A 20,839-nucleotide genomic window follows, 5' to 3' on the forward strand; every position below is an offset into this window, starting at 1 on the left:
AGGTATGCTCACTTATCGAACTCATACCCAATTAACTAAAGCCTTCGGTCGAGCAATTAAACAGGAAGGTAAGCTATTGGGAGATTACTACACCAAAGAATATCGTACTTTTTTAAATGAATTACTGAAAATAAAGCCAACTTTTGGGATGCAGATCAAAATAGTTGGCTTTTGTTTTTATATTACTGTTCTATTCCTTATTGTTTGAAGGTTGAACCTTCCTCAACAACATCTTTCCTGCAAAGCTGGCTAGTAGATGTAGGACTAACAATATAACCGAAAGTAGATAAAGTGGTGTGTTACCAAAAACAGAGAATGGCGTTTTACCAATCGTTTTATAAATTTCTGCGGTTAAAGTAGTTGGTTTAAATTGAGGGGCTTGGCTAATAATTTTCCCGTGAGTATCAATAAATGCGGTCACGCCTGTGTTGGTATCACGAATCAGTGGTTTACCCAATTCTAAAGCACGCATTCTTGCCATTTGGAAATGTTGCCAAGGTCCAATAGAGGTACCAAACCATGCGTCATTAGAAACGGTCAAAATAAAATCACTATTATTTTGGACGCTATGTTGAACTTGACGATCAAAGATAATTTCATAACAAATTGCATTGGCAAAATTAGCACCTTGAACCGTAAGTGGTGATTGGGTGTAGCTACCTTCGCTCATATCTGAGAATGGAATATTGAATAAATCTTTTACAAAGGGTAAGGGGATATATTCCCCAAATGGCACCAAATGATGTTTTAAATAACGTGGTGCAGAATCAATGGTATAAGGTTGTTCTGGGTTTAATGCAATTAGAGAGTTAAATAATTGATCAGTATTAGGTTTTTGGTAAATTGTGCCTAATAAAATAGCGGTATTTGATTGTTGAGCAAAACGAGAGAGCATTGCAATATAAGGCTCAAGCTGATTCTCTAATAGCGGCAATACAGATTCAGGCAGAATAATAATATCGCTTTTACCTAAATGGGGTTCGAGCAGGTTTTTGTGAATATCGAGTGACTGATAAATATAGTCAGGATCCCACTTATATTGCTGTTCGATATTGCCTTGTACCAAAGTGATGGTAAGTGGTTTTTCTGCTGTATTCTGTTTGATAAAACTAATCTGCTGGCTGTAATAACTTAGTGCGATAAGGACAATTGCGAGTAAACTTTGTGAACTGATTAGTAATAGATGACGAGGTTGTTTACTAAATAGGCTATCAATCACATTCAAAACCAATGCAGATAGCCATATCATCACAAATGTAATGCCTTGTACCCCGAAGAAAGGGGCAATGCCTGCAAAGAAGGTATCAATTTGGGTATAACCAAATTGTAGCCAAGGAAAACCAGAGAATAGCCAGCCACGCAAAAATTCAGTGAAAGTCCATAAAATTGCAAAAAGGATAGATTGGCTAATGTGTAACTTGCGGATTAAGTAAGTAAATACGGTAGGGAAAAGAGCAAGATATGCTGCAAGCAGGACAACCAAAATATAGGCCACAGGTAATGATAATCCACCGAATTGGCTAATACTAATATGAATCCAATTTAGCCCAAAGGTAAAGTAGCTTAATCCCCATAAAAAAGCGGAAAGTAAGGCTTGTTTAGTTGTTTTGCTGTATTTGATACAGGCAAGCAGGATAAACAATGAGATAAAGGCTAAAAAGCTGTAATTGAAAGGGGCGTAGGCAAATACCCCGAGAATTCCACCTAAAATTGAAAATAAAGGGAATAAATATTGTGGCATAGACATTCTCTTATAATAAAACGGACATAATGTCCGTTTTTCATGATTAAATTTTGGTAAAAACTAAACTTCTTCAGTGATATTCTGCTGTTCCATTTTTTCAATTTGTTCATCAGGAATGACTACTCGCAGTTGAATAATACGACGGCTGTCAGCAGAAGTGATTTTAAATTCAATATTGTCTAATTGAATGGTTTCACCACGAGTTGGTAAATAACCAAAGGCCTGCATAATGACACCACCAATGGTATCTACCTCTTCACCAGTAAATCCAGTGGCAAAGTAGTGATTAAAATCATCAATATCAGTTAAGGCTTGTACAGCATAAGTATGTTTAGAAAGTTGGCGAATATCTTCAACATCTTCCTCATCAAACTCATCTTCAATATCACCCACAATTTGTTCCAAAATATCTTCAATCGTCACTAGACCAGAAATCGAACCAAATTCATCGACAACAATCGCCATATGAAAACGTTCTGAACGGAACTCTTTTAGCATTCTATCAACACGTTTACTTTCAGGAATAATGACAGCTGGACGCAATACTTCGTGAATAGAAAACTCTTCAGAATCTGGGCGTAAATATTTGAGTAAATCTTTTGCCAGTAACAGCCCGATGACATTATCACGTTCATCAGCAATAACAGGGAATCGCGAGTGAGCAGAATCAATGATCACATCTAAACACTCAGATAAGCTTTGCTCCGCATTGATAAATACAATTTGTGAGCGGGGAATCATAATATCTCGTACACGTAATTCAGAAATTTCGATCACGCCTTCAATCATTTGTCGTGTTTCTTGATTGATAATTTCGTTTTGCTCTGAATCACGAATGGTTTCAACTAATTCCTCACGATTTTTCGGTTCTGCTGGGAAAAAATTATTTAACAACGATTGAAAAAAATTCTTTTTCGAATTGGATTCTGTTGAATTTGTTGAATGTTCTTCACTCATGACGATTTATTGATTACTCCAAAATAATTAAACGTTGCAAAGCTATCACATTTACCTATTTTTTGCTAGATAACGATTTATTATTTCGCAAACTCAGTCAAGGTTTTTGCAAATTTAGCTAAACCTTCTTCTAATTCTGGTGCCGAAATATTTAATGCTGGCGCTAAACGGACTACATTTGGGCCAGCTACTAATAACATCAAGCCAAATTGATTAGCAAGATGACAAAAATCCATTGCTTTGCCATGATATTTTTCAATCAATTCTGCACCAATTAACAATCCTTCACCACGAATTTGACTGAAAATCGGTGTTTGCTGATTAAATTGTGCGATGGTTTGTTTAATCAATTCACTTTTAGCACGAACTTGTTGTAAGAAAGTTTCATCAGAAATAATATCAACGGCTTTCTTAGCCACTGCACAAGCTAAAGGATTCCCACCGAATGTTGTACCATGCACGCCAGGTTTAAAACTTGCTGCAATTTTGTGGGTTGTCATCATTGCCCCAATAGGGAAACCATTTGCTAAAGCTTTAGCACTGGTCAAAATATCTGGGATCACATTATATTTCATATAGGTATAGAAATAGCCTGTACGGCCTACACCAGTTTGTACTTCATCAAAAATTAATAATGCTTGATGTTGATCGCAGAGTTGACGTAATCCTTGTAAAAATTCTGGTGTTGCAGGCAATACGCCACTTTCGCCTTGGATTGGTTCAACAATAATTGCACAAGTATGATCATCAATTACTGCTTTTACTGCGTCTAAATCATTGAATGGGACGTGGATAATATCGGCTGGTTTTGGGCCAAAACCATCGGAATATTTGGCTTGTCCACCAACACTGACAGTAAATAACGTACGGCCATGAAAACTTTGTTTAAATGAGATGATTTTACTTTTTTGATATCCAAAGTGATCAACCGCATAACGACGAGCTAATTTTAAAGCGGCTTCGTTAGCTTCTGCACCAGAGTTCACAAACATTACTCGTTCAGCAAATGTTTTTTCAACTAATGTTTTAGCTAATGCAATCGTCGGTTCACTGGTAAACCAGTTACTAGAATGCCAGAGTGTAGCGCCTTGTTGTTGCAATACTTCGAGCAGTTCGTCTGGGCAATGTCCTAAAGCATTAACTGCGATACCGCCAGTTAAATCAATATATTCTTTGCCTTGCTGATCCCAAATTCGACTGCCTTTACCTTTTACAGGAATAAAATCTGCTGGAGAATAGTTTTGTACTAAATATTGATCAAAGTCGCTACGTGTAATTTGTTGTGTCATAGTATTGCCTTAAATTCCTGATAAATTATCGATTGAATGATGCATTTATTGTCTATTACTGGGAGTGTTGTATTTGCTACAGAAAAATACCCCATTCTGCAACAGAAGGGGTAAAGAACATAAATGCATTTACTTTGTTGTAAAAACTGAAATAAGCATACGACTAATTGCATATATAGTCAATAAAATGCATAAAAATTCATTTTAGTTAGTGCCACCTACAGTAATTTTTTCAATTTTTAATGTAGGTTGACCAACACCAACAGGGACACTTTGCCCTTGTTTACCGCAAACGCCGATGCCATGATCGATTTCTAATTGATTCGCCACCATAGAAATATTTTGCATAACTTCAATACCACTGCCGATTAATGTCGCGCCTTTTATCGGTTTGATGATTTTTCCTTTTTCAATTAGATAGGCTTCAGAAGTAGAAAATACAAATTTACCTGATGTAATATCAACTTGCCCACCACCAAAATGAGGGGCATAGACGCCATAATCTACAGACGCAATTAAGTCTTCAAATTGGCTTTCTCCCGGCAGCATATAGGTATTTGTCATACGAGGCATGGGCAGATGAGCGTAAGATTCACGGCGTGCATTACCCGTTGGCTGCATTCCCATTAATCGAGCATTTAACTTATCTTGCATATAGCCTTGTAATACGCCATCTTTAATTAACACATTATATTGTCCAGGAACACCTTCATCATCTACGGTTAATGAACCTCGGCGATCTGGGAGTGTGCCATCATCAACAATCGTACAGAGTGGAGAAGTGACGATTTCACCGATTTTGCCACTAAAAATAGAAGATTGTTTGCGATTAAAATCACCTTCTAAACCATGACCGACAGCTTCGTGCAGTAATACACCTGGCCAGCCAGCCCCTAGAATAACAGGCATCATACCCGCTGGTGCTGCCACTGCACTTAGATTAACTAATGCCTGGCGTACTGCTTCTTTCGCAAAATAGACCGCACGTTGTTCACCCTGATACTGTTCAAAGAACCAGGTTAAACTTCTGCGTCCACCCACTCCCGCACTACCACGTTCACGCTTACCATCTTGTTCAGCTAAAACAGAGATAGATAAACGGATTAATGGACGAATATCAGCTGCTAATGTGCCGTCAGTGGCAGCAACTAACATTTCTTCATAGAGTGTGGATAAGCTTACAGAAACACGGGTAACACGAGGATCTTCAGCTCGTGCAACCTGATCAACTAATCGTAATAATTCAATTTTCTTTTCTCGAGAAAGGGTATCGAGAGGATTAATTGCAGCATAACGCAGAGTTGGTTCAACAGGGGTAAATCCTTGCGGTGTGAAAATAGATGCTGCTAGCTGTTTCGTTTGAGCAATACCTTTTGCGGCTAATGCGCAATCTTGTAAAGCAGCAAAATTAATCACATCTGAATAGGCAAATCCAGTTTTTTCACCACTAATCGCACGAACACCAACACCCCGATCAATATGAAATCCCCCTTCTTTAATAATGCCATCTTCTAATGTCCAGACTTCATCCATCGAGGTTTGGAAAAAGAGATCAGCAAAATCAATTTGGCGATCAGAAAAGAGATCGAAGAGATTGGGTAATTGTTGAAGAGATAATTGGTTTGCTTCGAGTAAGTTGTCTGCAACTTGGTTAATGATTTTTTTCATATTGTTTTAAATAAATACGGCTATTGTTACAAAATGGATTAAATAAATTGAGAATAGGGAAATATTATATTCAGTTTGTCGTTAATGTCATTTAACTTAGGGCTAATTTTATTGATTAAATGGTTTAACTTGTCCTTCCTATCTCTTACATCTGTTAGATTGGAATAAGAAACAGTAATAGTGATTAAATCTATTAACTATTGATCAAATGTGTATTGAGATTTTAGGTTTGGTACAGGTTGAGATCGCCAAATAATAGCGATCTCACTCGTTATTTTTCACTAGAGAAGTTACATTACCACAACATCAAATTGTTCTTGAGTGTAATAAGGTTCCATCTTAATTTGTACTTTCTTCCCAATAAAGACTTCTACTTCTGCAATTAATGCGTGAGTTTCTTCATTAATTAAATGCTCAGCGACAGCACGAGAAGCATAAACTAAGAATTGTTCGCTGGAATAGAGGTGGTGGACACGAATAATTTCGCGTGCGATTTCGTAACAAACAGTTTCCACACTTTTCACCCGTCCACGACCTTGGCAGTTAGGACACTCTTCACAGAGAACGTGTTCTAAACTTTCTCGAGTACGTTTACGAGTCATTTCTACTAATCCTAGTTGCGTAAAACCATTGACGGTAGTTTTTACACGATCTTTCGCTAAAGCTTCTTTGAGAGATTGCAGGACTCGCTCTTGATGTTCTTCAAGCTGCATATCAATAAAATCAATAATGATAATACCGCCAAGATTACGTAACTGTAATTGATGGGCAATGGCTTGAGTTGCTTCAATATTGGTATTAAAAATGGTCTCTTCTAGGTTGCGATGTCCAACAAAACCACCAGTATTAATATCAATCGTTGTCATGGCTTCGGTTTGTTCAATAATTAAATAACCACCAGATTTTAAATTTACCCGTTTATTTAAGGCTTTTTTGATACTCTCTTCAACGCCATATATATCAAAGAGTGGTTGTGGTCCAGTATAGACCGATAAACTTTGTGTTAATTGAGGCAGAAATTCTTCAATAAATTCCTTAACTTCTAAATAAACTAATTTGGAGTCGATACGAATACTATCTAACGTCATACCCACGAAATCACGAATAATCCGTTGGGCAAGTGCAGGTTCAGCATAGAGCATAGCTGGTGCGGTGGAACGTACTTTACGTTCTAATACTTTACGCCATAAACGTTTTAAGAAGTCTGCATCTTGCTGTAACTCTTCGAGAGAAACATTTTCTGACGCAGTACGAATAATAAAACCACCAAGTTCATCACAGAACGGCGTAACAAGTTCTTTTAACCTTGCTCTTTCTTCTTCGCTTTCAATTCGTTGTGATACACCAACATGGCTATTTTCAGGCATAAATACTAAGTAGCGAGAAGGCAGGGTAATATCGGTAGTTAAACGTGCCCCTTTTGTACCAAGAGGATCTTTCACCACTTGCACAACAATGTCTTGTCCTTCACGGACTAATTCTGCAATATCTTTAACGACAAATTGCTTTTGTTCATTTTCATCAACGCATTCAGTATGTGAAACAATATCTGAAGCGTGTAAAAAAGCTGCTTTTTCTAAGCCAATATCCACGAATGCGGATTGCATCCCCGGCAATACTCTTGTGACACGACCTTTATAAATATTGCCAACAATTCCCCGTTTTGTTTCCCGTTCAACGTGAACTTCACGTAAAATGCCCGCAGCAACGAGCGCAATCCTTGTTTCATTCGGGGTAACATTGACCAACAACTCGACTTTGTTACCGTTTTCCATGTTTATTATCCTAATAATATGACACTGTGCGTTAGTCTAACGAAATCGAAAATTAAATCCTAGAATATTTTGAGGTGTTCTACACAATCTTTGCTTAATATCATTTCTTGTGGTGATTATCCCACCAGTTGGTGGGAAGTGATTTGGGTTTAGATTGGAGATGAATAATGAAAAGCCTAGCTTTAAGGCAAGAACTAATGAGCCAATCCAATAAAGATTAAAATAGCCAAGAACCTATTTCATGATTGGTTTCTCTCCTTCATTTCATTGAAGAGGGAGAGTGAATATTGCCTCATTACACGCTTAACTTTCCCCTTCAAGATTGAAATGGGTTAGGGGGATGTTGATAAATCTCCCAATCTTCATCATTTTATTAAAGAGGGAGATCTATTATGGAATTATTTACACTCGAGTCAAAAAATGGGAAATAAAGTATTTTGTCATCAAACTAAAAATCCCCACATAGGTGGGGATTACTTAACAAAAATTAGGCAAGTTCTGCACGTAATTTCTTAGTGACTTTCACCATATTTTCTAACGCTGCAAGGGTTTCTGGCCATCCACGCGTTTTTAAACCACAGTCTGGATTAACCCACAAACGTTCTTTAGGAATCACATTTAACGCTTTACGTAATAAATGCTCAATTTCTGCCTCTGTTGGTACACGAGGACTATGAATATCATATACTCCCGGACCAATTTCATTTGGATATTTGAAATCAGCAAATGCAGTGAGTAATTCCATATCAGAACGAGAAGTTTCAATTGTGATAACATCGGCATCCAATGCTGCAATCGCTGGCAAAATATCGTTAAATTCCGAATAACACATATGGGTATGAATTTGTGTGCTATCTTCACAACCGCTAGAAGAAAGACGGAATGCTTGTCCTGCCCAATCTAGGTAAGCCTGCCAATCAGCACGTTTTAATGGTAGTCCTTCACGAATAGCCGGCTCATCAATTTGGATAACTTTAATACCTGCTTTTTCTAAATCTAAAACTTCATCATTTAAAGCTAAAGCAATTTGTTTACACACAGTTTCACGACTAATATCATTACGTACGAATGACCATTGTAAAATTGTGACAGGGCCAGTTAACATACCTTTCATAACACGATTGGTTAGACTTTGTGCGTAAGTTGACCAAGCGACAGTCATAGGTTGTGGACGCACAACATCACCGAAAATAACAGGTGGTTTTACACAGCGGCTACCGTAACTTTGTACCCAACCAAATTTAGTGAACGCAAAACCATCAAGTAACTCACCAAAATATTCCACCATATCGTTACGTTCTGCCTCACCATGTACAAGAACATCTAAATCTAATTTTTCTTGTTGGCGAACAACGTATTCAATCTCTTTCTTCATTGCCGCTTCATAATCAGCAGCAGAAAGTTCACCTTTCTTAAATTTTGCACGAGCGTGACGAATTTCCGTAGTCTGTGGGAACGAACCAATATTGGTAGTTGGTAATAATGGTAAGTTTAGCCATGCTTTTTGTAGTTTAATACGTTCAGCAAATGGTGATTTACGTTGATCTGCATTTGCTGGTAATGCCGCTAAACGAGCTGCAACTTCTGGACGGTGAATTACCTTACTATTAGCACGAGCATCAGCTGCGGCTTGGCTTGCATCTAATTCAGCTTGTACTGAAGCACGACCTTGATCTAATGCTTTCTTCAAGATACTTAACTCTTCAACTTTTTGTAAGCAGAATGCTAACCAAGAACGAATATCTGCATCTAATTGTGTTTCAACGGAAAGATCATAAGGAACGTGTAGCAGTGAACAGCTTGGTGCGATCCATAATCTATCTCCAAAGACTTGTTTTAAAGGCTCAAGTAAATCTAACTCTTTATTCAAATTAGCACGCCAGATATTACGACCATCAATAACACCAACAGAAAGCACTTTATCGTAATCAGCAAAAGTGGCTAATTGTTCAGGAGCACGAACAACATCAATATGTAAACCTGCAACAGGTAACGATTTTAATAAAGTTGCGTGTTCCACAACAGAACCAAAATAAGTCGCTAATAAAATTTTTGCTTTGTTAGCAAGACGTGCATATACAGGGGCAAACTGATCTAGCCAAGCTTGAGGGAGATCAAGTGCTAATGCTGGTTCGTCAATTTGAATCCAAGTTGCGCCTTTTGCGACTAATGCATCAAGAATTTGCTCATAGACAGGTAGGAGTTTTTCTAATAATGATAAACGATCAAAGGTTTCACCTTTTTCTTTACCAAGATATAAGAAGGTAAGTGGGCCAACTAAGGTTGGTTTTGCTTGATAACCTAATGCTTGAGCTTCTTCAAGTTGTTGCACATAGTGAGCTGGGTTAGCTTTAAACTCTGTATTTTTATGAAACTCAGGGACAAGGTAGTGATAATTGGTATCAAACCATTTTGTCATTTCAATCGCAAATTGACTCTCATTACCACGAGCAAGTTGGAAATATTGATCTAATGTTAATGTTTGACTATCAAAACCGAAACGAGCAGGAATAGAACCTGTGGCAACTTGTAAATCTAAAATATGATCATAGAAAGTAAAATCAGCGACACTAACAAAATCTGCATTTGCTTCCGCTTGGTGTTTCCAATTTTTTTCACGTAATAGTTTTGCTACAGTTAATAAATCTTGTTCTGAAAGTTCTTTGCGCCAATAACGTTCTTGGGCGAATTTAAGTTCACGTTTTGCTCCAACACGAGGGAAACCGGCTAAATGAAATACTGTCATAATCGCTTCTCCATAATATTTTTATTAAAAATTCTTTCAAATAGACGGCTAAACGTCTATCTGTAATGCAGAATAGCGAAAAATCCTGTATGATGAAAGCTCATAATTTTCATAAATAAGATGAATTAATTTAATACAGATGAAACCTACTTTTTTAGAACTCCGCCATTTAAAAACATTATTAGCCTTAAAAGAAACTGGTAGTGTTTCTTCGGCTGCAAAACGTGTTTATCTAACGCAATCGGCACTTTCTCATCAATTAAAATTGATTGAAGAACAATTTGGCTTGCCTCTATTTGAACGCAAAACGAATCCGTTACGCTTTACGGCAGCAGGCGAACGTTTAATCCAATTAGCTAATGAGGTATTACCTAAAGTAGCGATGGCAGAGCGCGATTTAGCTCGGGTACAACAAGGTGAAGCCGGGGAATTGCGGATTGCGGTGGAATGCCATACGTGTTTTGATTGGTTAATGCCAGCGATGGATGAATTTCGTCAGCATTGGGGATTAGTTGAGTTAGATATTGTGTCTGGGTTTCATACTGATCCAGTTGGCTTATTATTAACCGATCGTGCAGATTGGGCAATTGTATCTGAAGTAGAGGAGAACAGTGAGGTGATCTATCGTCCATTATTTGCCTATGAAATGGTTGGTATTTGTTCTCGAGATCATGAGTTAGCCTCAAAAGAGGTTTGGCAAGCAGAAGATTTTATCGATCAAACAATAATTACTTATCCAGTACCAGACGAGATGCTGGATTTATTGCGTCAAGTGTTAAAACCAGCGGGTATTAATCCAATAAGAAGAACTACTGAATTAACCATTGCAATGATACAATTAGTCGCGAGTAAGCGCGGGGTAGCGGCAGTACCTTATTGGGCTGTTTTGCCTTATTTAGAGCGTGGATATGTTGTGGCTCGAAAGATTACAGATAAAGGGCTATATAGTAATTTATATGCAGCAATCCGTGCAGAAGATCAGAGGATTGCTTATATTGATGATTTTTATGAAACGGTAAAAAATAAAAGTTTTGCCACCTTACCAGGATTAGTGGTTTTAGATTAGGAGAAGAGAGCGGATGTCTTTACAATTCAACGGAATTGCATTGTTTCTAGTGGTTTTAATTGCATTAGGCGTAGTTGGGCATAACAATTCTATTACGGTAGCCGCGACAGTTTTATTGTTAATGCATGAAACAGCATTATCTAAATATGTGGTGTGGCTAGACAAATATGGCTTAAGTGTTGGTATTATCATTTTGACGATTGGGGTTTTAAGCCCCTTAGTTTCTGGCAAAATTAGTCTGCCTGAAATTAAAGAGTTATTGCATTGGAAAATGTTATTAGCGGTAGTAGTGGGAATTTTGGTGGCTTGGCTTGGTGGACGAGGTGCAACATTAATGCTTGGTGCGCCAACTTTAGTAACAGGATTATTAATTGGTACAATCATTGGTGTTGCTTTCTTAGGTGGCGTGCCAGTTGGTCCATTAATTGCTGCTGGGATATTGTCATTAGTTTTAACAAAATAGATAAGAGAATAGCGGAGCAGATCAGTAAATCAGAGAAAGTTGCTGAAAATAACAACGAATAGACGCTTTATCTTATTTTCTACTTGCAACAGTTCGAAACATCCGTATAATTTGCTCCGTTCTTTGTTGCCTGGGTGGCGAAATTGGTAGACGCAGCGGATTCAAAATCCGCCGCCCTTAAAGCGTGTCGGTTCGAGTCCGACCCTAGGCACCACTAAAAAGATTTCAAAAAAAAGACCGCCGATAAAAAGGCGGTTTTTTATTGCCTAAAATACTCATAGTATCAACAACTTACGCCAAAAATTAACAAGAAAATATTTCTAAAAATACTGTACAAATATACAGTAAATTGCTATTATTTTGTCGTCTTGATGATCTGAAATGATCTAATTTATTATCTATTTGCACCCAAATTGCACCCGAAATTGCACCCAAAAATAGAGAAAGAAATAATGGCTACATTAACAAAACGGAACAACGGCTGGCGAGTACAAATAAGACGAAAAGGCATCTCACGTTCAGCTCAATTTCGCACAAAAGCAGAAGCACAGGCGTGGGCTTTAGAAATGGAAAGTAAAATTTTCAATGGCGACCTAAACCACATACCAAACATTACATTTTCAGATCTTATTGATAAATACATCAAAGAAATATCCATCACAAAACGAAGCTATAAAAATGAAGTTATTCGCCTAACAAGGCTTAGTAACAGAAAAATCGGACAAATTAACTTACGTGATTTAGATGAATACCATTTTCACCAATGGAAAGAAGAACGCCAAAAAGAAGTTAGTGTTGCGACTGTATTGCGTGAATGGAATACTTTATCTCACCTATTAAATACTGCAGTAACAGAATGGAAATATCTAAAAGAAAACCCACTCAAAAACCTAAAAAGACCAAGTCAACCGCCAGAACGAACACGCCGATTAAGTGAAGAGGAAATAAACAGAATTTTATTTGTTGCAGATTATAACAAGCAACAGATCCCAACAATGATACAAAATAGAGTTGCAGCCGCAATGTTATTTGCGCTCGAAACCGCAATGCGAGCTGGAGAAATCTGCAACGCAAAATGGCAAGATCTCAAAATGGATAAACGGCTATTACATTTACCACAAACTAAAAACGGACACCCTAGAGATATTCCATTGTCATCAGTGGCAATGGAAATTATTCAACAAATGGAAAAAATAAAAACTGATGATACTGATCTCATTTTCCAACTAAAGCCAGCACAACTAGATGCCAATTTCCGAAAGCTAAAAGAAAAAGCAGCATTAGATAATGCAAACTTACATTTCCACGATACCCGCCGTGAAGCGCTAACACGGCTCGCCAAAAAAGTCGATGTAATGACTTTGGCTAAAATATCAGGGCATAGAGATATTAAAATATTGCTTAATACTTACTACGCCCCGAATATGGTTGATGTGGTTAAATTGCTGGATTAGGTTTTTACTTTATCTTGATTTAAAAAAAATTAGCCAATGTGTATTAGACAACTTTCCTGATTTATGCCCTACAATAGGCTTATATGATATTAATGATAGTATTTTATTTACTGTTATTTGTGTTTCATTCCATTTAAATACTAGCACACCGTTTTCGGCTAATACTCTCATGCACTCATCAAAACCTTTACGTAATTGGTCTTCCCAATTTTCTGATAGACGGCCATACTTTTTTACCAACCAACTATTATCACCACCTTTTGTTAAATGTGGGGGATCAAAAATCACGAGATTGAAAGATTTATCGGCAAACGGCATATTTGTAAAATCTGCTACAATATCAGGAGCAATTTCTAATGTTCTTGTTTTACCTCTATCCATAAATACAATATCTTCATGTCGCTTATCCATAAACAACACGAGTGGATTACTTTTGTCAAAGTGAAACATTTTACCACCGCAACACGCATCAAGGATTGGTTTTGTCATTTTTTATTGTTCCTTTTCTTTTACTGTAAATTATTAATATCAATAAAATATGTTTGAACTTTATTGCTATATTTTTTGGAACAAGGCGGATAAAAAACGGCTATCATTTGTGGTTTATTGTTTCCTTTTACTTTTTCTTTTGTTCGATAATCAAGAAAAGAAATTCGACCACTAGTAATAAAATAAATCTGGCTTGCAAATACTTCACAAACTTTAAACCACCTTGTAGATGTATCAATGTTTAATAATATGGCCACTTGATTGTGATTCCGATAACATTCATTAACAGCCTTAATAATAAAAGGCAATGGATTGCAATAAGATGGGTTCATAAACACTTGCTTGTATTTACCCCAATCTGTAATTAATGTGTTCTGTTCTTCAGTTATGAATTCCTCACATTTTGTATTTTGCTTATTTGCACAAGCATCAAGATTAAAGTTAAGCCCAGTTAATCGTTGAATATTTTCTACTACCTCTTTTGGTGTGGCCCAGTAATCTTTCTCTTTTAAATTATCAATAATAAATGGCTTATTAACAGTTAATAAATGTTGATATTCTATTAATTTATCCATTTAAACTCTCCTCGCCTTTTTCCTCTCTGCATATCGCACAACATCGCCTGCAATCCAACGTAAACTTGAGCTTTTCTTTCTAATGTCACGCTGTGAAGGAACTTGAACGGGTTGCGGAAAATACGGATCAGCAATTACAGCGCCACGAATATGACGCTCGCTTAACTTAAAATAAGCCGCAATATCTGCCACTGTCCAAAGCTCTTTACTATCTTCTGTTAGAGGTTCTTTTTGCTGCAGTAATAACGCTTCTACTGCCTGCAGTTTTTCTAATAGTGCTTGGTTTGTAATTTGTTCCATAATCACCTCACGTTAAACTGGAAACGGCGGACAATCATCGGTTGGTATGTTAGTTGCTGCTTGTTTATCGGTTGTTGCTGCTGTTTGCCCCTTACTACTTAACATCTGCAACTGTTCGCCAATAATCTCTGTGATATAGTGGGTAACGCCTTGGCTTTCATAGCTGCGAGTGCGTAATTTCCCCTCAACATAAATTTTCGCACCACGCTGCAAATATTGCTGCACAATCTCCGCTAGTCGCCCATAAAAAATTACTCGATGCCATTCCGTGCGTTCTTTCTTTTGTTGCGTTTCTTTATCTACCCAGTTTTCTGATGTTGCTACGCTTAAATTTGCAATCGACCCGTTTTGAAAAATCTTCACGTCAATGTTACCGATATTGCCGACAATAATTACTTTATTTATACCTGCCACTGTTTATTACCTCATTATCTTATAAAGAATTCATACTTTTTACGTTGTTCTAATAGTTCTAATAATTCTTCTTTTTCATCTTCTAATAAAATTCCAACCCTATCTTTTACCCTTAAATCATTTATACATTCATCTAGATATGCTTTATAACTCGATTTACCTTGTGGTATTTCAGGTAACAACCTCCATTTTCTACCCCGCCATAGGTTCCATACCGATCCATCGTTACATAGTGCAAATACACTCGAATCCATATATTCATTAGTACAATCACTATGTACACCTGAACAAATTTGAATAATTTGTCTATCCATTTAATTTCACCTCACTTCTTCGTTGATAACTCAACCGCAATTCGCCATAATCTACTGACAAATAACGACCATCTTTCACTCTCACCGAACCAGTTCGCACCAATTCGTTATACATTTCATCAGTTAACCGAATTTTCTTGCGTAATAACCAATCAATTTTCCTGCTTATTAACGCCTGTACCTGCTGTTCTTTGTCTATTTTTTCGTCTGTGTTAATCTCCTCTCCAACATTGTCTATTTTTTGATCCGTACAGTTATTGACAGAACTCCAAGCGGCGCTATGCGCCGAATGATTTACTAATCCCTGCTGTGAAGCTAAAACCGACTTCTTAACCAGTTTCCACTTTTTCAACCGCGTACCAATCAACTCAAAAATCGGTTTAAGTTGATTAAAAATGCCGATAATTTTTTTACTAATTTCGCCGTACTTATTCGGTTTTCTATCTTCATAAACCGTGCGAGCAACTAAATCTTTACGACTGACAAACGCACCACCTTGTAATTCAGTGTATTTTGTCCAGTCGCCGTCATCTGCTGCCTGAATTAACGCATCGATTTGTTGATCGCCCACTAACCGCCCATGCTTACGACGTAACTCACGAAACACCGTTACAGGCGCACCGCCAATTTGCTGGAATTGACGAATCCGCCACTTTGACGCCCATGCACAAACATTCTTTACCCCGTCTTTTAATTTCTCGCCTGTTTCATCGTCCACATCATCATCGCAAGCATAACCATCAATATTTTTAGCGATGTATTTCGCAATGTAGCCAGTCGCCGATCCTTTTTCCCAATCAATCGCTTTTGCGGTAAAACGATGTTCATTTGCCCCAGCCTCATTACCATCTTCCTCAAGCGCATATTTCGCAAAAATGGCACGTACGGTTTCCACATGCTTTTGCTCCATAAAGAACAACATATGCCAATGCGGTGTGCCGTCGTGGTGTGGCTCAACAACACGAAAACCAAAAATATTTATGTTGCGTCTTTTTAATGCAGCACGCACACGGGCAAAAACGCGGCATAAATAATCTTGCGTATCGCGTGGATTACTAAAGTTCCATTTTTTAACGAAGCCGCCTTTAGAGCTGATAGCGTGATAAGAGGAGGGAGCAGTCAAGGTATAAAACTCACCAACATAGCCATAGAGCTTTGCTAACTCTTCAAAGCCACGCATTCTGTTCATCAACTCACAACGGCGAATCGCAGGATTAGAAACGGTTTTATAAAACATCTCATCAAGTCCGAGTTGCTCTTCTTCGTCCTCTTCATTGATAAGCTGCATAGTTTTCAAGAATTGGCTATTCTTCTTCTTTTGTGTCCGCCATTCAGCAATCGCTTCACGGCTAGCATAAGGACTCGCCGCTGCTTGCACCTGACCGACCGCAATCGCTAAATGCTCACGCAAATAAGAACGTTTTTGCCAAAGTTTCCGCGTCCACCAATCTTCATCACACATCTTCATGATACTGATGCCGATTTGTTCAGATGTGATTAACCCTTTGTGATATTTATCCCAAAATTGCGGTGTAATCCCTTTTAACTCGGTTAAGCGACCAAGTTTGTAGTACAGGCTTTTGACTTTTTTATCGATAGCTTCTTTTGTTTTGCAGGAGTGTAAGTTTTCGTCTAAAAAATCCTGCTGAATAATAAACATTTCATCAGCGATTTTTTTTGCAAATTCAACAACCTGATGGCGAGAAAACTCGTGTAATGCGATAGTTTTTGTCGTATTGATTCGCTTTCCGTCTTCATCAATCGTCTGTATATTGCTTTCCGAAACTTTAACCGTTTCGATGATCGGGTGACGTTGTAAGACATTCTCAACACGCTCAAGCACGCCATTGTCTAATGTTGTGCGTAACCAAGTATTAGCCGTAAAACGCCCCGACTTCCGAAATGTTTTTAAATAACGCTTAACAAAATACTTACTTAAAAAATCAGGTAATCCTTTTAATTTGGCATACCCGAATTTAAAAATGTCATCATCGCCACAATTAAACAGCTCGTATTGCACTGGGGTTAAACCCATTGGTGCAACACGATCTGTCTTAATATAATCAGATGCCTGTCTAACTGTGGCGTATTGCATTACAAATCCCTTACTCGAATTACTTCTTCTTTCATCTGCCCAATAACCGTATTTGCGGCATCAAATATCGCAACAGGGGAGCGATCAGTCTTAGCAAATTGCTCCTTAAAAATCGCTAGCAATAAGTCTTCAAAATTAGGGTATTCTGTGATTTCATCTGGTTTCCAAACCCCATGTTCCACATCAAACGCATATGATGTCTTACAAAAACCTTGACCGTTTTCCGCACGTTGTACGCAAAAACGCTCGCCCAAATCGAAAAAGATACGTTCATTCATGTGTTACTCCTAGTGTAAAGTGATATAAGTTGCCGCTAAGGTTTTATTGATTCTTGCTCGCAACTGCATAAACTCCGCTGCGGCTTTCCGTTGACGTCCTGCCTTAGCTAATAACCTCACTCGTTCAGCACGAGGTTTATACTTACATAATCCCAAATAACCTAAGCAATTCTCCGTAAAGTAATAAATTGAACCGTCCACTATTTCGCGGTTAATATTTAATTTTTGTTTAATCTTCATACACCACCTCTGAATCCACTTTTAAAAAATCATTTACGCTAACAGGTAAATTAAATGCGCTTGCAATCGCCTTAATTTGCCGAATAGCGTTACCAATTTTTCGCCTATCTTCTATGTCGTAATCACGCAAATGCGGCTTAAACTCAACGCTAGCCGCTCTCGCTACCGCCGTTTTTTGCATTAACGTTAACTGTTCAAAAAGTCGCTCCGCTGCAAATTCTGACTCGCTATAAAGTCGATGAAATGATTTAAAAAATTCATCTTTTGCTAAATTCGCAGCAGTCATAGCCAACCCCTTACTTACCTAATTTCCCAAATAACCAACTCAAAAACGTTGGCTTGTAGTGCAATGCTTCTAACGCTTCAACCCGATCTAACAAGCTTTCGTTTGCCAAATTGATAATCTCATTACGGCTTGTTAAGTAATCGTTCATTCTTTGCTGTTGTGCGACAATTCGCTCCAACGCTGTAACACGCTGTTCTAATGCAAAAAAGTTTGTTCGTTTTTTCTGCTGTCTAACGACTTTGTAGCGATAAGGTTGTTTAATCATTGTTCAAATCCTCGAATTTAGGGTGCAAAAAACTCGCCCTTTGCGAAAAAGGCTATAATTTGCACAGTGTTTTAATTAAAAAAGAATTACGACTGTTGTTCTGCTTCGAACATATCTAACGTTTTATTGTCCATCTGCAACAACGGCTTATTTGCTCGCAATGCTTCTGGTCGTTCGTGATAAGTTGGCGTTGATACTTTAGTAATCTGACTTTTTACTTCCAACCTAGTGCCACAACTATTGCAATATAGCGTGGTGCCAATAACCAACAACCCGACTTTCTCTGATGTTCTTACTCTTAAATTTGCACTCCCGCAGTTTGTGCAACGATGATCGATATTTGCCATTATTTACCACCTTGTTTAATAAGTTCATCAACAATCCCATTAACCCATTGAGAAAATGACGCTTTGATGAATGCAGAAAATTTCTCATTGTCATCTGGATTAAAATCTTGATAATGTTGTGCAAGCTTAACTAGTACTAATAATGTCAACAGCTCGCCTAATAATCTTTCGCTTTTTTCAGCTAACGCATCTAACGTAGGAGCAAAAAATGCAAAATGACGATAAAAACTTATCTCGCCATCAAGCGGTAACCCAAACGACCGTAGTAAACACAACACTTCCAAAAAAGAAACATTTTGATAAATCGGTCTTGCTCTATTTTTATCAGGCATTGCTTTTATCACTTCAACAATCTGAACACCATCATCTAACTGATAAAATGCTTCGCCAATTTTACGAATTAGGTTTAAATAATTGGTTTCAGCCTGCGGATATGGCTTGGTTTCTGCGTGAGCAGCTTCGTAAGCTACATGATCAAGGGAAACATAAACAAGCCGAGCAACTCGTTCAGCTTGCAATTTCAATCGATCCAATGTTAGAAGCGGATATACCTTTAGATAATTACCGTCCTGTTGATTTAATGAATCCTTATTATCGTCAGAAGAATAAGGGGTAGAATTTAAAGATTTCATTTATACCACCTATTATTATTAAACTATCCGTTCTGTTGTTGAGATGTTGAAAGATACAATGACCGACCAGCAGAAACAGCACCTGATGGAACTTTCCGAATATGCAAATGAACGTTATCGATTAGATACGGCTCTTGATGAACAAGCGTCGCAAAATCTTCTAGCACTGCAAGATTTGCTTGAAACGCTTTTGTAGATTTATCTAATGCTAATTCTGAAAAATCAGATAAGGTGATGCTTAAGCGATATTTCCCGTTCTCACCTTTTACTAATTGAAATATGCCTGAAACAGCACGCCCTCTTATTTGAGTTTGATTACACATTTACACCACCTTAAATTTTGTTAAACTTAATCCTTGTTGACCTTAACGAGAATTGTTTATGAAATCTAAATATTTAGTTAATTTAGCTACTTTTGAACTACCGCCTGTTGATACCGAAATTACTGCCTTTATTGATAAACAAGAAGTTTATTGGGGTAATAATTTTTATAAAATCGGCATTATGCATAATGGTGTAATCTACCGAGAAATCTTATGTGAAGAGGGTTTAAATGAACTTACCTCTTTTCATAATTTTATTGGTGATTACGGTTATACCGATTTAGTTGGCGATAGAGGACATATCAAAAGTTATTCTTCTTTATTCGTGCATAACTCCGCTTTACGCTGATAAGCTAACCACAAATTGCGTCTTGCACGTTCAAAGGCAACTTCTGCTTTAGCTCCCTCAAGACCAAACTTATCAATCGCCTTAAAAATACTTTCTGCTACGTTTAAATCATTCTCACTCATAGAATGAGCTAACCAGTCAGAAAGTTTGTTTTGTTGATTACACATTTACACCACCTTTTTACCGTTATGCTAAAATCATTTGTATTAACACAAATGCTATAAAAGAAACGAATGTTGCCAGGTACGCTATGCTTACACGGTTGTTACGATTTCTCATTTTTATCCTTAACTGGTTTATTTTCCCTTATAAAACTTTATGCTATGCTAAATTGCCATTTAACTTCATAAGGGAAACATCTATGAGCAATGATGAAAATGAAATTATTGAGCTGACCGTCAAAAATGAAGAACAAGCGAACCAACTCAAAGCCCAAAGCACTATTCTTGATCTCTTAAAACCGCTTTTAACTTCAAATCAACGCTCCCTACTCGAGCAGCTTTATGAACACGTACGCTACCAGCACTTAGAGAACTTTGAGCTTGAAGAAGATCAAGCAGAAGAGTTTGAAGCATTATTTGACGAGCTTGAATCTTTTCTCGACAAGTAAAGCCATAATCAAATAAGCTAAAATCTAAACGATACTGTCCATCTTGATTACAACGCACAGTAAATTTTCCGCTTACCAGCCCAACGTGATTATCTGTTGGGCTTTGCTTTTGTTTCTGTTTTTTGCATTGATTACACATATACACCACCTTAAATTTTGT

At 37.5% G+C, this 20,839-nt stretch carries 25 protein-coding genes, 1 tRNA gene and 1 pseudogene; 7 read left to right on the forward strand and 20 right to left on the reverse strand.

The features are described from left to right. Positions 1 to 208 (forward strand): annotated as a pseudogene (locus tag QV06_RS00405) (hypothetical protein); the annotation flags it as partial. Here QV06_RS00405 and lnt read toward each other — a convergent pair. The 6 genes from lnt to metE form a co-directional block, all read right to left on the reverse strand. After that, complete coding sequence (lnt, locus tag QV06_RS00410) at positions 191 to 1,741, reverse strand: apolipoprotein N-acyltransferase (protein ID WP_065236447.1); 1,551 nt, start codon at positions 1,739 to 1,741, stop codon at positions 191 to 193. The pseudogene QV06_RS00405 and the gene lnt overlap by 18 nt on opposite strands. Before the next feature lie 63 nt (positions 1,742 to 1,804). Continuing rightward, the gene (corC, locus tag QV06_RS00415) at positions 1,805 to 2,701 is read right to left on the reverse strand and encodes a CNNM family magnesium/cobalt transport protein CorC (protein WP_065236448.1); all 897 of its coding nucleotides are present in this window, start codon (positions 2,699 to 2,701) and stop codon (positions 1,805 to 1,807) included. Between the two features lie 80 nt (positions 2,702 to 2,781). Next, complete coding sequence (locus QV06_RS00420) at positions 2,782 to 3,990, reverse strand: aspartate aminotransferase family protein (RefSeq protein WP_065236449.1); 1,209 nt, start codon at positions 3,988 to 3,990, stop codon at positions 2,782 to 2,784. 204 nt (positions 3,991 to 4,194) lie between these two features. Beyond that, positions 4,195 to 5,649 (reverse strand): metalloprotease TldD, encoded by a 1,455-nt coding sequence (gene tldD, locus QV06_RS00425; protein ID WP_065236508.1) that lies wholly within the window; start codon positions 5,647 to 5,649, stop codon positions 4,195 to 4,197. A 299-nt stretch (positions 5,650 to 5,948) separates the two neighbouring features. Then, the gene (gene rng / locus QV06_RS00430) at positions 5,949 to 7,433 is read right to left on the reverse strand and encodes a ribonuclease G (RefSeq protein ID WP_065236450.1); all 1,485 of its coding nucleotides are present in this window, start codon (positions 7,431 to 7,433) and stop codon (positions 5,949 to 5,951) included. Positions 7,434 to 7,920: 487 nt separating this feature from the next. Next, positions 7,921 to 10,179, reverse strand: coding sequence for a 5-methyltetrahydropteroyltriglutamate--homocysteine S-methyltransferase (metE, locus tag QV06_RS00435; protein WP_065236451.1), 2,259 nt, complete (start codon positions 10,177 to 10,179; stop codon positions 7,921 to 7,923). Positions 10,180 to 10,318: 139 nt separating this feature from the next. On the opposite strand from metE, the gene QV06_RS00440 reads away from it, so the two are divergent. From QV06_RS00440 to QV06_RS00455, 4 genes are all read left to right on the forward strand, one after another. After that, a complete protein-coding gene (locus tag QV06_RS00440; protein ID WP_065236452.1) occupies positions 10,319 to 11,245 on the forward strand; it encodes a LysR family transcriptional regulator in 927 nt (308 codons plus the stop codon). 13 nt (positions 11,246 to 11,258) lie between these two features. Next, a complete protein-coding gene (locus QV06_RS00445) occupies positions 11,259 to 11,708 on the forward strand; it encodes a DUF441 domain-containing protein (protein WP_065234854.1) in 450 nt (149 codons plus the stop codon). Between the two features lie 128 nt (positions 11,709 to 11,836). After that, positions 11,837 to 11,922 (forward strand) — tRNA-Leu (locus tag QV06_RS00450). 238 nt (positions 11,923 to 12,160) lie between these two features. Then, positions 12,161 to 13,162, forward strand: a complete 1,002-nt coding sequence (locus QV06_RS00455; protein WP_065236453.1) for a tyrosine-type recombinase/integrase — start codon at positions 12,161 to 12,163, stop codon at positions 13,160 to 13,162. Positions 13,163 to 13,171: 9 nt separating this feature from the next. Here the strand turns inward: QV06_RS00455 and QV06_RS00460 are convergent, their stop codons facing one another. From QV06_RS00460 to QV06_RS00520, 13 genes are all read right to left on the reverse strand, one after another. Beyond that, the gene (locus tag QV06_RS00460; protein ID WP_065236454.1) at positions 13,172 to 13,651 is read right to left on the reverse strand and encodes a class I SAM-dependent methyltransferase; all 480 of its coding nucleotides are present in this window, start codon (positions 13,649 to 13,651) and stop codon (positions 13,172 to 13,174) included. A 20-nt stretch (positions 13,652 to 13,671) separates the two neighbouring features. Continuing rightward, positions 13,672 to 14,226 (reverse strand): phage N-6-adenine-methyltransferase, encoded by a 555-nt coding sequence (locus QV06_RS00465; RefSeq protein ID WP_065236455.1) that lies wholly within the window; start codon positions 14,224 to 14,226, stop codon positions 13,672 to 13,674. After that, positions 14,227 to 14,526, reverse strand: a complete 300-nt coding sequence (locus QV06_RS00470) for a hypothetical protein (protein ID WP_065236456.1) — start codon at positions 14,524 to 14,526, stop codon at positions 14,227 to 14,229. Between the two features lie 12 nt (positions 14,527 to 14,538). Next, positions 14,539 to 14,940 carry a single-stranded DNA-binding protein gene (ssb, locus tag QV06_RS00475; protein ID WP_065236457.1) on the reverse strand — a complete coding sequence of 134 codons (402 nt, stop codon included), beginning with the start codon at positions 14,938 to 14,940 and terminating at the stop codon, positions 14,539 to 14,541. 14 nt (positions 14,941 to 14,954) lie between these two features. Continuing rightward, complete coding sequence (locus QV06_RS00480; RefSeq protein ID WP_065236458.1) at positions 14,955 to 15,254, reverse strand: hypothetical protein; 300 nt, start codon at positions 15,252 to 15,254, stop codon at positions 14,955 to 14,957. Then, positions 15,247 to 17,349 (reverse strand): replication endonuclease, encoded by a 2,103-nt coding sequence (locus tag QV06_RS00485; RefSeq protein WP_065236459.1) that lies wholly within the window; start codon positions 17,347 to 17,349, stop codon positions 15,247 to 15,249. The genes QV06_RS00480 and QV06_RS00485 overlap by 8 nt, the downstream gene beginning before the upstream one ends. Beyond that, positions 17,349 to 17,627: a hypothetical protein gene (locus QV06_RS00490; RefSeq protein WP_065236460.1), complete on the reverse strand. Its 279-nt coding sequence runs from the start codon at positions 17,625 to 17,627 to the stop codon at positions 17,349 to 17,351. The genes QV06_RS00485 and QV06_RS00490 overlap by 1 nt, the downstream gene beginning before the upstream one ends. A 9-nt stretch (positions 17,628 to 17,636) precedes the next feature. Then, complete coding sequence (locus QV06_RS00495) at positions 17,637 to 17,867, reverse strand: hypothetical protein (protein WP_065236461.1); 231 nt, start codon at positions 17,865 to 17,867, stop codon at positions 17,637 to 17,639. Continuing rightward, positions 17,857 to 18,153 (reverse strand): hypothetical protein, encoded by a 297-nt coding sequence (locus tag QV06_RS00500; RefSeq protein WP_065236462.1) that lies wholly within the window; start codon positions 18,151 to 18,153, stop codon positions 17,857 to 17,859. Before QV06_RS00500 ends, QV06_RS00495 begins: the two co-directional genes overlap by 11 nt. A 10-nt stretch (positions 18,154 to 18,163) precedes the next feature. Next, entirely contained in the window at positions 18,164 to 18,418 is a 255-nt protein-coding gene (locus QV06_RS00505) for a hypothetical protein (RefSeq protein WP_065236463.1), read from the reverse strand. A gap of 86 nt (positions 18,419 to 18,504) precedes the next feature. Further along, a complete protein-coding gene (locus tag QV06_RS00510; RefSeq protein WP_065236464.1) occupies positions 18,505 to 18,765 on the reverse strand; it encodes a hypothetical protein in 261 nt (86 codons plus the stop codon). After that, the gene (locus tag QV06_RS00515; protein WP_065236465.1) at positions 18,765 to 19,397 is read right to left on the reverse strand and encodes a hypothetical protein; all 633 of its coding nucleotides are present in this window, start codon (positions 19,395 to 19,397) and stop codon (positions 18,765 to 18,767) included. Before QV06_RS00515 ends, QV06_RS00510 begins: the two co-directional genes overlap by 1 nt. 23 nt (positions 19,398 to 19,420) lie before the next feature. Continuing rightward, positions 19,421 to 19,720, reverse strand: a complete 300-nt coding sequence (locus tag QV06_RS00520; protein WP_065236466.1) for a hypothetical protein — start codon at positions 19,718 to 19,720, stop codon at positions 19,421 to 19,423. Positions 19,721 to 19,778: 58 nt separating this feature from the next. On the opposite strand from QV06_RS00520, the gene QV06_RS00525 reads away from it, so the two are divergent. Then, the gene (locus QV06_RS00525) at positions 19,779 to 20,069 is read left to right on the forward strand and encodes a hypothetical protein (RefSeq protein ID WP_065236467.1); all 291 of its coding nucleotides are present in this window, start codon (positions 19,779 to 19,781) and stop codon (positions 20,067 to 20,069) included. Here QV06_RS00525 and QV06_RS00530 read toward each other — a convergent pair. Further along, on the reverse strand, positions 20,030 to 20,236 hold the full coding sequence (locus QV06_RS00530; RefSeq protein ID WP_065236468.1) for a hypothetical protein: 207 nt from the start codon (positions 20,234 to 20,236) through the stop codon (positions 20,030 to 20,032). The two genes, QV06_RS00525 and QV06_RS00530, sit on opposite strands and share 40 nt — an antisense overlap. Before the next feature lie 194 nt (positions 20,237 to 20,430). Between QV06_RS00530 and QV06_RS11375 the strand changes: the two genes are divergently transcribed. Continuing rightward, complete coding sequence (locus QV06_RS11375; RefSeq protein ID WP_082984998.1) at positions 20,431 to 20,679, forward strand: hypothetical protein; 249 nt, start codon at positions 20,431 to 20,433, stop codon at positions 20,677 to 20,679. Positions 20,680 to 20,839 lie beyond the last annotated feature (160 nt).

The organism is Gallibacterium genomosp. 3 (genome assembly GCF_001678475.1).
Taxonomy (GTDB): Bacteria; Pseudomonadota; Gammaproteobacteria; order Enterobacterales; family Pasteurellaceae; genus Gallibacterium; species Gallibacterium faecale.

Coding starts and splice junctions, on each gene's coding strand:
- metE (WP_065236451.1), bottom strand. CDS start 10,179: ATGACAGTATTTCATTTAGCCGGTTTCCCTCGTGTTGGAGCAAAACGT.
- QV06_RS00505 (WP_065236463.1), bottom strand. CDS start 18,418: ATGATTAAACAACCTTATCGCTACAAAGTCGTTAGACAGCAGAAAAAA.
- QV06_RS11375 (WP_082984998.1), top strand. CDS start 20,431: ATGAGCAATGATGAAAATGAAATTATTGAGCTGACCGTCAAAAATGAA.
- QV06_RS00515 (WP_065236465.1), bottom strand. CDS start 19,397: ATGAAATCTTTAAATTCTACCCCTTATTCTTCTGACGATAATAAGGAT.
- QV06_RS00485 (WP_065236459.1), bottom strand. CDS start 17,349: ATGCAATACGCCACAGTTAGACAGGCATCTGATTATATTAAGACAGAT.
- QV06_RS00455 (WP_065236453.1), top strand. CDS start 12,161: ATGGCTACATTAACAAAACGGAACAACGGCTGGCGAGTACAAATAAGA.
- QV06_RS00500 (WP_065236462.1), bottom strand. CDS start 18,153: ATGACTGCTGCGAATTTAGCAAAAGATGAATTTTTTAAATCATTTCAT.
- QV06_RS00510 (WP_065236464.1), bottom strand. CDS start 18,765: ATGGCAAATATCGATCATCGTTGCACAAACTGCGGGAGTGCAAATTTA.
- QV06_RS00460 (WP_065236454.1), bottom strand. CDS start 13,651: ATGACAAAACCAATCCTTGATGCGTGTTGCGGTGGTAAAATGTTTCAC.
- QV06_RS00490 (WP_065236460.1), bottom strand. CDS start 17,627: ATGAATGAACGTATCTTTTTCGATTTGGGCGAGCGTTTTTGCGTACAA.
- QV06_RS00525 (WP_065236467.1), top strand. CDS start 19,779: ATGAAATCTAAATATTTAGTTAATTTAGCTACTTTTGAACTACCGCCT.
- QV06_RS00480 (WP_065236458.1), bottom strand. CDS start 15,254: ATGGATAGACAAATTATTCAAATTTGTTCAGGTGTACATAGTGATTGT.
- rng (WP_065236450.1), bottom strand. CDS start 7,433: ATGGAAAACGGTAACAAAGTCGAGTTGTTGGTCAATGTTACCCCGAAT.
- QV06_RS00440 (WP_065236452.1), top strand. CDS start 10,319: ATGAAACCTACTTTTTTAGAACTCCGCCATTTAAAAACATTATTAGCC.
- QV06_RS00465 (WP_065236455.1), bottom strand. CDS start 14,226: ATGGATAAATTAATAGAATATCAACATTTATTAACTGTTAATAAGCCA.
- QV06_RS00470 (WP_065236456.1), bottom strand. CDS start 14,526: ATGGAACAAATTACAAACCAAGCACTATTAGAAAAACTGCAGGCAGTA.
- QV06_RS00520 (WP_065236466.1), bottom strand. CDS start 19,720: ATGTGTAATCAAACTCAAATAAGAGGGCGTGCTGTTTCAGGCATATTT.
- lnt (WP_065236447.1), bottom strand. CDS start 1,741: ATGCCACAATATTTATTCCCTTTATTTTCAATTTTAGGTGGAATTCTC.
- QV06_RS00530 (WP_065236468.1), bottom strand. CDS start 20,236: ATGTGTAATCAACAAAACAAACTTTCTGACTGGTTAGCTCATTCTATG.
- corC (WP_065236448.1), bottom strand. CDS start 2,701: ATGAGTGAAGAACATTCAACAAATTCAACAGAATCCAATTCGAAAAAG.
- QV06_RS00495 (WP_065236461.1), bottom strand. CDS start 17,867: ATGAAGATTAAACAAAAATTAAATATTAACCGCGAAATAGTGGACGGT.
- QV06_RS00445 (WP_065234854.1), top strand. CDS start 11,259: ATGTCTTTACAATTCAACGGAATTGCATTGTTTCTAGTGGTTTTAATT.
- QV06_RS00420 (WP_065236449.1), bottom strand. CDS start 3,990: ATGACACAACAAATTACACGTAGCGACTTTGATCAATATTTAGTACAA.